Source organism: Staphylococcus sp. GDY8P72P, from assembly GCF_016890655.1.
Classification (GTDB): Bacteria; Bacillota; Bacilli; order Staphylococcales; family Staphylococcaceae; genus Staphylococcus; species Staphylococcus arlettae.
The window spans coordinates 41,145-50,873 of sequence record NZ_JAFEQJ010000024.1 but is presented as its reverse complement, the minus strand read 5'-3'; the positions used below and the strand labels follow the sequence as shown (position 1 = coordinate 50,873).

Genomic DNA, 9,729 nt, shown 5'->3' with positions numbered 1-9,729 from the left:
CAATTATACGGACTTTATCCATTTTAATATTTGTTTTTTTTAATACGTTCTTATATTCAAATATCATTAATATACTCATTAAAAATTCACTCAAAAATAATATTACGAACACAGATGTATGCAATAAATACATACTTACGCCGCCTATTATCATAATTGCACTTGCTACTAAACTTATATAAAATAGTGATTTAAATCGAAAATCTAATCTGTAATATACAAATAAATAACATCTTATTAATAAAAATGCTGACCACAAACTAGAAAACATAATATCTATGAATGCAAACTGATTCACTAGAGAATAAAGACCCGTTACACACATTACTATTACAGATCCCATAAATATTAAAAATAAGTATTCCGATTCAATTATTTGATCTTTATTTTTATTTATTAATCTTATGTTATTCAATGTGTTCCCTATGATAGGTGAAATCATATTAACTAATGTTAAAAGTAAAATGAAGTTCCCAAATTCTATTGTAGAATGTGATTTTGAATAAATAGGTAGAAGTAAAAACTGCATTAAAACCATGATCATTACGTTAGATAACACACTATAGATAAAGTCTTTTGATTTATTCATTTTGCTACCACACTATTAATTACTTAAATATATTCTTTTTAATTTTTCACTTTCATTTTGCCAATTCAGCTCATTAGATGCCTTAATAGCATTACATCTTAATTTGTTGTATAAAATTTTATTATTTAATAATGTTTGCACGGCTTCAGCAATGTTTTGAGGTGTTACTTTGTCTATTACAATTCCAAATTCATATTTTTCATTTAAGTAGTAATGTTCTTTAACTGGAGATAATATTACTGGCAATCCAGCATGTATACATTCAAAAATTTTATTAGACACTGTATATTTAAAATTTATTGAAACAGGTTTAGTAAGAACTACACCAATATCACTTTCACTTAGTTTTTGAACTAACTCTTTTACTTCTACAGGTTTAGCTAATTTTACGTTAGCATTTTCTACTTTAATAAGTTTTCTAATTTCGTCTTCTTGTAGGCCAAATCCTCTAATCACATAATTAACTGGTTGTTCATGCTGAATTGTAGCAGCTTTAACAAACTCCTCATAACCACGATTTGCAACAATCTGACCTTGATAAACAACTTCATTAATTTCACTACTTTTAGTTAAAGTCAATGATTCATCGAGAAACGGTGCATTGGTAATCACATGCGGCGTTTTTTTATAACCTTTTTTTAAATAATATGATTTAGCTGCATGACTCACAGTAACAAATGCATTCACCCTTTTATTTATAATATGTTTTTCAATAAGTTCAACAATTTTAGATATAACTCTGTACTTATTGATAAATGCGTTCTTAGCATATATTTCATGGGCATCAAAGACGATTTTTGCATTTTTATAACCGCTAAAATAAACCATTAGCAGTACATCAAAATCGTTTGCATGAATTACATCTGGTTTATATCTTTTAATTTGTCTTATTACACCTTTGGCAAATTTAATGCGTTTAGACAACTTACTTAAAATTGAAGTAGTATCTTGTTTATCACCAAGAAGTTTAAAGTTAAAGTTTATGTTTTTTAAACGTTCTTCTGTAACATTATTATTGTTCATTCCGACCATTAAATGAGTATTAGTAATAGTTTTAATCGTCTCCATTTGCTTCAAAATTCTTGGATCTTGAACAATATTGCTAGATACAATATTTAAAATTTTCATTTATCTCTTCCTATTCTGTTGTAATTCCAAGTTTTTTAGCGAAAAGTTATTTGCTTTAAGTTCTTTTGGCTCCATTAACCACCATTTACTTTCAAGTAACTGCTGAATAGTGGCATTATCAAATCTTTTTTTTATAGCTTTAGCTGGTATTCCACCTACAATTTCATAAGGAGCAACATCTTTCGTTACAACTGCTCCTGTTGCTATGATTGCTCCAGTACCTATTTGAACACCATCTAGTACGATTGCATTAGCACCAATCCATACATCATGTCCAACAACAGTTTTCTTCGGACTCTCATCAAAGTTCAAATAAACTTCTTTTGAAGCAAAAGGGTTATTGTTTGAATAAAAGACTGGAGAGCTACTAAAAAAATCTACTGGATGCTTACCTAAACCCATCTTTACATCAGATGAAATTGAACAGTAATTGCCTATTTTAACGTTATTAAAATCACTACCAAAACCAATATAACTATATTTACCGATAGTAGAATTTCTGACTTTACAAAACCTATCTATAAAATTATTACCTTCAAAAGTTGAATTAGTGACATAAGCTAATCTATTTATCTTCACATTTTTTTCCTTAGAAGATGATGATTTTATTAAAGTAAATACTTTATTTAACATGATTTCCTCCAAGTATTGCGATTAATAATATCTTTATAACTTTGAATAATTTTAACGACCTTTGTTGAAACATTGCTATCTTGATAGTCGATTGCGTCAACCATTGGCTCGTCATTTTCTTGCATTAATTTCGCTAATTCTACAGATTGCACAAGATTGGCATATGAAATGCCACCAACAATAACTGTCCCTTTATCAAGTACTTCCGGTCTTTCAGTTGATGTACGGATTAAGACACCTGGGAATTTTAAAATAGCTGATTCTTCAGACAATGTACCGCTATCGGATAATACGACAAATGCATTTTTCTGCAATGCATTATAATCAAAGAAACCAAATGGTTTTAATTGACTAACCAATGGATGAAATTTGAAGTTTCTTTCTTCAATTTTTTTCCAACTTCTTGGATGCGTTGAATAAATAACTGGCATTTGATAGTTCTCTGCAATTGCGTTAATCGCACTCATCAATGATAAGAAGTTTTGCTCATTATCAATATTTTCTTCACGATGCGCTGACACTAAAATATAATTTTGCGGTGTTAACTTTAAGTTTGAAAGAATGCTACTTCCCTCAATTTTAGTTAAATGTTCATCTAATACTTCTTTCATAGGAGACCCTGTCACAAAAATATTTTGTTTTTGGATACCTTCATCAAGTAAATAGCGTCTACTATGTTCTGTGTAAGGTAAGTTAACATCACTGACATGGTCGACAATTTTCCGATTAATTTCCTCTGGTACATTTTGATCAAAACATCTGTTTCCTGCTTCCATATGAAATACTGGAATTTTAAGTCTTTTCGCTGATAACGCTGCTAAACAACTATTGGTATCTCCTAAAATTAACAGTGCATCTGGCATTTCTTCAGCTAAAACTTCATATGATTTTGCTAAAATGTTACCCATTGTTTCACCTAAATGACTTCCTACCACTTCAAGAAAGTAGTCTGGTTTTCTTAATTCTAAATCCTCAAAAAACACTTGATTCAGCGTATAGTCATAATTTTGACCCGTATGTACTAATACGTGATTGAAATACTTATCGCATGATTTTATAGTTGCTGATAACCGAATAATTTCAGGCCTTGTACCAACAACAGTCATTAATTTTAATTTTTTCACTTATTTAGACCTCCAAGAAATATGTATCTGGATTATGTGGGTCAAAGATTTCATTTACCCACATGATTGTAACCATATCTGTGTCACCTAAGTTTTCAATATTGTGTGTATAACCTACTGGAATATCAACTACTTCAAGTTTTTCGCTAGTAACAGGATATTCAATAATTTTGTCATCTCCAACTTTTCTAAAACGAATAACACCATGACCAGAAACAACTAAAAATTTTTCATTTTTTGTATGATGCCAATGGTTTCCTTTCACAATGCCAGGTTTTGAAATATTAACCGAAACTTGACCTCTATCTATAGTTTTAAAAATCTCTGTAAATGATCCTCTATCATCAACATTCATTTTTAAAGGATAACTAAATTTATCTTTAGGTAAGTAACTTAAAAATGTACTATGCAATGCTCGTTCAAATGGATTTTCAATATTTGGGAGTGATTTATTTATATTCATTTCTTTAAATCGATATAATAGTTTAGCTACTGTACCTAATTTTTCTTCAAATACATTAGGTACTTCGGGTCTGTCATTTTTAATAGTCGGTCGTCCTGCAATTGCATTTTTAAATTCTTTAATAACGTCATCAATATAGTTTAATTTAAGTTCAACATCCTCATCATTAACTTGTATTTCTTTATTTCGAGCAATATTATGGCAAAACGTAGCAATAACTGAGTTGTAATTCGGTTTGCACCATTTACCAAATAAATTAGGCAAGCGATAAATTAAACTTTCATTGCCATTTTGTACTGCAAAATTAATAAGTAGATGCTCACTTTCACGTTTACTATTACCATATGGTGTATCAATTTCAGCTTGAATTGATGAAGCAAAAATAATTTTTGGTTGCTTAGGGTTATCTTTTAAGATTTCAAGTATTTGTTGTAAAAACTCTACATTACCTATTTTAAATTCCGTATCATTTTGAGGCCTATTTACGCCTGCTAAATGCACAACTGAATCAGCTACCAGTAAATACTGTTTTAATTCATCTGAGGAAGTTTGTCTGTGCACTTCAAAAATTTCATAATCTGTTGTTGCTTTCAAATCTTCTTTTAGGTTTTTTCCGACAAAGCCATTTGAGCCAGTTATAACAATTTTCAATGTAAACGCTCCTGTCTTTTATGGTATTTGCTTAATTCAGTACGAACATATTTTAAAGTCAGCAATTTCTCCTTAATTTCTTCAACTGTTAATATTGTCGTATTATCAGAATTATATTCATAAGATGCAGTAATACTTTTACTACCATCTTCAAAATAATTACTGTAATTCAAATCTCTTGAATCTGCTGGCACTCTGAAATAATTTCCTAAATCTTCACATTGAGCGTATTCCTCGCGAGTTAATAATGTTTCAGACTTTTTCTCACCATGTCTTGTACCGATTATTTTGAGGTCATTATATGCTTCAAATAATTGTAAAAGTGCTGTCGCAAGGTCTCCAACTGTTGAGCTCGGTGCTTTTTGAACCATAATGTCTCCATTTTGTGCGTGCTCAAATGCATAAATCACTAATTCAACGGCTTCTTCTAAAGTCATTAAAAACCTTGTCATATTTGGATCTGTTATTGTTAATGGTTCTCCAGCTTTAATTTTTTCTATGAAGAGAGGAATGACTGAGCCTCTTGAAGCCATCACATTACCGTACCTAGTACCACAAATTAATGTTTGCTCACTATCCACATTTCTAGATTTAGCTACAAATATTTTTTCCATCATTGATTTAGAAATGCCCATTGCATTAATCGGATAGGCAGCTTTATCTGTAGATAAACAAATTACTTTTTTTACATTATGACGAATAGCATTTTGTAGTACATTTTCAGTACCGAGTATATTTGTTTTAACAGCTTCTATTGGGAAAAATTCACAAGAAGGCACTTGTTTTAAAGCTGCTGCATGAAATACAAAATCTACATTTCTCATAGCAGTTTCAACACTACGTGAATCTCTCACGTCACCTATATAAAATTTTAGTTTAGAGTTGTTGTATTTTTTCCTCATATCGTCTTGCTTTTTTTCATCTCTTGAAAACACTCTAATTTCTTTTATATCTGTTTCAAGAAATCTATCCATAACGGCATTACCAAATGACCCTGTTCCACCAGTGATTAATAGCACTTTATCTTTAAACATATTAATTCTCCTATTCATTAGCAATCTGGATAATTTTTTCTTTAGAAAAGTTATTTACTAAATCATTTATGATTTCGTCTACTTCTACTCGAGAGAAGAATTTCACTTTACCTCGATAGATTTTTTCATATACTTGTTCTGGATGTATTTCACCCTCATTCAGTAACTCTTCGTATAGCTTTTCTCCTGGTCTTATACCAGAAAATTCAATACCGATATCTTCTTCTTTTTTACCGCTTAACCTAATAAGATTACGCGCTAAATCTACTATTTTTACTGGTTTTCCCATATCGAGTACGAAAACTTCTCCGCCTTGTGCTAAGGCACCAGCTTGTAATACTAATCTTGATGCTTCTGGTATCGTCATAAAATACCGCGTCATTTCTGGATGCGTTACAGTAACCGGGCCACCCGCTTCTATTTGTTGCTTAAATAATGGAATTACTGAACCTCGCGAACCTAACACATTACCGAAACGGACAGCGACAAAGTCTGTTTGTGATGTTTTGTCGTTCAAACTTTGTATAACCATCTCTGCAACTCGCTTTGTCGCTCCCATAACGTTCGGTGGGTTTACTGCTTTATCTGTAGAAATCATGACAAACTTTTTCACAGCTGCATGTTTCGCTGCTTCTGCAGTATTTTTCGTTCCTAGTACATTATTACGTAATGCTTCTTGTGAATTATATTCCATCAGTGGAACGTGTTTGTGTGCTGCTGCATGATACACGGCATACGGTTTGTAGTAATTCATCACTTCAAATAATCGCACTCTATTTTGCACATCGGCTATTACAGGTTCAAACTCAATTTCCCCTGCATACTGTTTGGACAATTCTTGGTGTATTAAATAAATACTATTTTCACCATGTCCTAACAACACGACTTTGTTCGGGCTAAATTTACAAACTTGGCGACAAATTTCTGAGCCTATAGAACCACCTGCACCGGTAACTAATATCGTTTTATGCGTTAACTCCTGTGATATCATTTGCATATTTAGTTCTACTGGGTCCCTCCCAAGTAAATCTTCAACTTCTACCTTTTTCAGTTGATTAACTTCAATTTCTCCTGCCATAACTTCCTCAATATTAGGCATTCTTAATAACTCAACACCTTCAATATTGCAGATATTATTAATTTCTTTTAATCTCTTTTGATTAACTGTAGGTATTGCTATAATAATTTTTTTGATGTTAAATTTCTTTACTAACTCCGGAATATCAGCTATCGTTCCCTGTACTTTAACTCCTTCAGTAATTGCTATTTTGTACTTTTTCGGATCATCGTCTACTGCCAATACTGGTTCTAATTTCATCTCAACACTTTTCAACATTTGACGAATCAACATCGAACCTCCTTGGCCAGCACCGACAACTAATGTAGGTTTTTTATTATATGCTTTGCCACCAAAGTGTTTACTTGATACTCTCCAACATAAACGAGAACCACCAATAAATATTAAATGCATCATCCATGTAATAAAATACAACCTAATAAATGGACTTTGCGCTGTTAAGATTGCTACGATAATCATTGTGCTCACAATAGATGAAGTTACCGCTTTCACAACTAACAAGAGTTCACCCACACTAGCATACTCCCATGCCCGATGATATAAGTTAAAAGCCAAGGCAAAAATGTGATGCGATATTAACAACGACAGCGCTGATAACATTAATAATTTAATAGAATAACTTTCAAAATATGGCTGTAAGATAAAATAACTTACAAAGACTGAGAAAGTTACTATTATTGAATCAATCATAATTAATATTAATAACCGTAATCTTGCAGAAATGTGCGTCACTATAATCCCTCATTCAATTTACTAAGTTAGTCCAAACCATTTTTTCTCTTTATATCCCTGAGTTGGCTTAAATTTGGATATGTGTACATCCCTAACCACCTTTTGTGCATTTGTTAAAAAATTAGTTAATTCACCATGATACTGCTTCACCTTACGGTCCTGAAATAAGCTACGCATCAAAAATGGACGATGTATGGCATGATGTGCATCGGAACCTACAAAATGTACTAAATTGTTATCTATCATTTGAAATGCTAACTTTTTAACGTTTTTACCAAAAACACCTACTAACGATCCAGAAGTCAATTGACTTAAAGCTCCCATGTTAATTAGCTCAAATAATACATCAAGATTTTGACTCATTTCTTTATTTCTTTCTGGATGTGCAATGATTGGTATATATCCTTTATTTTGTAATTCATAAAATAGCTTATGCGTATAATACGGCACTTCGTTCGATGGAAATTCAATTAATAAATAACGTGAATCATTAATTCCTTTAATAGTTCCTTGTTCTAGCTCAGTAATAATTTGATCTGTCAATCGAATTTCCTGTCCCGCATAAAAGTTAATGTTCAATTGTTTTACTTCTTCATGATTTTGTAATTCCAACAACTTTTCTTCAACACAGTGCATAGTCGTTGAATATTTAGGATGTAAATGATGAGGCGTCACTATTATTTCAGTTACTCCTTCTGTACGTGCTTGTTGTAGCAGTTTACTCGCTGCTTCAATATTTTGTGGTCCATCATCAACATCAATTAACACGTGATTATGAAAATCAATCATTACTATCATCTCCGTAATAATAATAGTAATTTGACGATTTATCTTTCGGCATTTTATTTAATACAACACCAATAACTTTTGCTCCTGATATTTCAATTAATTCTTTAGCTTTTTTCACTTCATTTTTATCATTCTTTTCGCTATCAATGACTAAAATGCAATTCGCCACATTGATAGCGTATAGTTGAGCATCAGTCACACTCGTTACCGGTGGTGTATCGATCACAATAAAATCAAACTCTTGCTTTAGTTGCTGGTATACTGTTTTAAATTTTTCTGAACCAATTAACTCAGATGGATTCGGTGGTATCGGACCAGAAGTTAGTACAAACAAATTTGCAACGAACGTCTCTTTGACAGCATCTTGATACATTGCCCTACCTAACATATAGTTTGATAATCCATTATTGTTCGTTACATCAAAAACATAATGTTGCGTCGGTTTACGCATATCACCGTCTATAAGTAATGTTTTATAACCTGCTTGCGCATATGTAATTGCAATATTTGCTGCAATCGTACTTTTTCCTGCTGCAGTTTTTTCTGAGGCAACTATGATATCTGTAATTTCAGCATTTGCATTCGAAAACATAATATTCGACCTTATTCCTCTAAACTTTTCACTAATCGTTGATTTGGGTTGATCATATGTGTACAGGGGTGTTATATTTTTATTCTTTTTAGCCATAGCTGAGCAACCTTCCTTATTTGAATTTTTGTATAGCGCCTAGAACTGGTAAGTCCAATTCCGTTGCTACATCTACTTCTGTTTTTATACGTTTATCAAATAATTCTTTTAGTACAACAGCAAACAGCGCTACTAATAATCCCGATGTCCATCCGATAAATAAATTTACAAGTGGTTTAGGTGCAACTTGTATGGCGGTCCCATTAGCTTTAGATAAAATTGACACATTATCTATATTCATAATGTCAGTCACTTCATCACTAAATACCTGTGCAATAGTATTAGCAATTTTTTCCGTTTCCTTCTTATTTTCACTTTGTATATTAATGTTTAATAATTGCGTTTCAGCCTGATTTGACACAGTTAACATTGCAGCAATATCGTCCGCACTATATTTTTTGCTTAGTTTTCTGGCAGAGGCCTCTAAAATACGAGGACTTTTAATAATTTCATTATATGTATTTACTAATTGAATATTGCTTTGTACTTGTTGCGGATTAAATTGCTGACCATCACTTTCTTTTTGATTAACCAAGACTTGGGTAGAAGCTTCATATTTGGGAACCATAATAAAAAAAGTAATCATTGCACTACTAATTAAAAATAAAAGTGGCACTAAACATAAGAACTTTAAGTTTTTCTTTATTATGTCTTTTAACTTCATCAAATCTAATGTTTTTTCCATATTTACCTCCATTAATCATGTTTTACAATTGATTAAATGCCATCCATTTTGTAATATCAATATTTGCTCACAATTTTTATTGCGAACCATATTGTAATTTACAAATATGTTGCATTAAAATTTTACCTGAATATA

9 protein-coding genes and 1 pseudogene are annotated in these 9,729 nt (G+C 31.5%); all 10 read right to left on the bottom strand.

The features are described from left to right. Positions 1 to 589 (bottom strand): annotated as a pseudogene (locus JVU85_RS10660) (lipopolysaccharide biosynthesis protein); the annotation flags it as partial. Between the two features lie 15 nt (positions 590 to 604). After that, positions 605 to 1,717 carry a glycosyltransferase gene (locus tag JVU85_RS10655; RefSeq protein WP_204172532.1) on the bottom strand — a complete coding sequence of 371 codons (1,113 nt, stop codon included), beginning with the start codon at positions 1,715 to 1,717 and terminating at the stop codon, positions 605 to 607. Beyond that, positions 1,718 to 2,350 (bottom strand): CatB-related O-acetyltransferase, encoded by a 633-nt coding sequence (locus JVU85_RS10650; RefSeq protein ID WP_204172530.1) that lies wholly within the window; start codon positions 2,348 to 2,350, stop codon positions 1,718 to 1,720. It abuts the gene before it with no gap. Next, positions 2,344 to 3,474, bottom strand: a complete 1,131-nt coding sequence (gene wecB / locus JVU85_RS10645) for a non-hydrolyzing UDP-N-acetylglucosamine 2-epimerase (RefSeq protein WP_002509438.1) — start codon at positions 3,472 to 3,474, stop codon at positions 2,344 to 2,346. Before wecB ends, JVU85_RS10650 begins: the two co-directional genes overlap by 7 nt. A 4-nt stretch (positions 3,475 to 3,478) precedes the next feature. Continuing rightward, positions 3,479 to 4,588, bottom strand: a complete 1,110-nt coding sequence (locus JVU85_RS10640; RefSeq protein WP_204172528.1) for a polysaccharide biosynthesis C-terminal domain-containing protein — start codon at positions 4,586 to 4,588, stop codon at positions 3,479 to 3,481. After that, positions 4,585 to 5,622: a nucleoside-diphosphate sugar epimerase/dehydratase gene (locus JVU85_RS10635; protein ID WP_204172526.1), complete on the bottom strand. Its 1,038-nt coding sequence runs from the start codon at positions 5,620 to 5,622 to the stop codon at positions 4,585 to 4,587. The genes JVU85_RS10640 and JVU85_RS10635 overlap by 4 nt, the downstream gene beginning before the upstream one ends. A 10-nt stretch (positions 5,623 to 5,632) precedes the next feature. Beyond that, positions 5,633 to 7,390 carry a polysaccharide biosynthesis protein gene (locus tag JVU85_RS10630; protein WP_239441202.1) on the bottom strand — a complete coding sequence of 586 codons (1,758 nt, stop codon included), beginning with the start codon at positions 7,388 to 7,390 and terminating at the stop codon, positions 5,633 to 5,635. A 63-nt stretch (positions 7,391 to 7,453) separates the two neighbouring features. Next, positions 7,454 to 8,221: a tyrosine-protein phosphatase gene (locus tag JVU85_RS10625; RefSeq protein WP_002509434.1), complete on the bottom strand. Its 768-nt coding sequence runs from the start codon at positions 8,219 to 8,221 to the stop codon at positions 7,454 to 7,456. Then, positions 8,214 to 8,909 carry a polysaccharide biosynthesis tyrosine autokinase gene (locus JVU85_RS10620; RefSeq protein WP_002509433.1) on the bottom strand — a complete coding sequence of 232 codons (696 nt, stop codon included), beginning with the start codon at positions 8,907 to 8,909 and terminating at the stop codon, positions 8,214 to 8,216. Before JVU85_RS10620 ends, JVU85_RS10625 begins: the two co-directional genes overlap by 8 nt. 16 nt (positions 8,910 to 8,925) lie before the next feature. Beyond that, a complete protein-coding gene (locus tag JVU85_RS10615) occupies positions 8,926 to 9,594 on the bottom strand; it encodes a Wzz/FepE/Etk N-terminal domain-containing protein (RefSeq protein ID WP_021459836.1) in 669 nt (222 codons plus the stop codon). Between the last annotated feature and the right edge of the window lie 135 nt (positions 9,595 to 9,729).

Bases quoted from the DNA above. Each gene is read 5' to 3' on its own strand.
- JVU85_RS10655 (WP_204172532.1), bottom strand. From the start codon at position 1,717: ATGAAAATTTTAAATATTGTATCTAGCAATATTGTTCAAGATCCAAGA.
- JVU85_RS10650 (WP_204172530.1), bottom strand. From the start codon at position 2,350: ATGTTAAATAAAGTATTTACTTTAATAAAATCATCATCTTCTAAGGAA.
- JVU85_RS10635 (WP_204172526.1), bottom strand. From the start codon at position 5,622: ATGTTTAAAGATAAAGTGCTATTAATCACTGGTGGAACAGGGTCATTT.
- JVU85_RS10630 (WP_239441202.1), bottom strand. From the start codon at position 7,390: ATGATTGATTCAATAATAGTAACTTTCTCAGTCTTTGTAAGTTATTTT.
- JVU85_RS10625 (WP_002509434.1), bottom strand. From the start codon at position 8,221: ATGATTGATTTTCATAATCACGTGTTAATTGATGTTGATGATGGACCA.
- JVU85_RS10620 (WP_002509433.1), bottom strand. From the start codon at position 8,909: ATGGCTAAAAAGAATAAAAATATAACACCCCTGTACACATATGATCAA.
- JVU85_RS10615 (WP_021459836.1), bottom strand. From the start codon at position 9,594: ATGGAAAAAACATTAGATTTGATGAAGTTAAAAGACATAATAAAGAAA.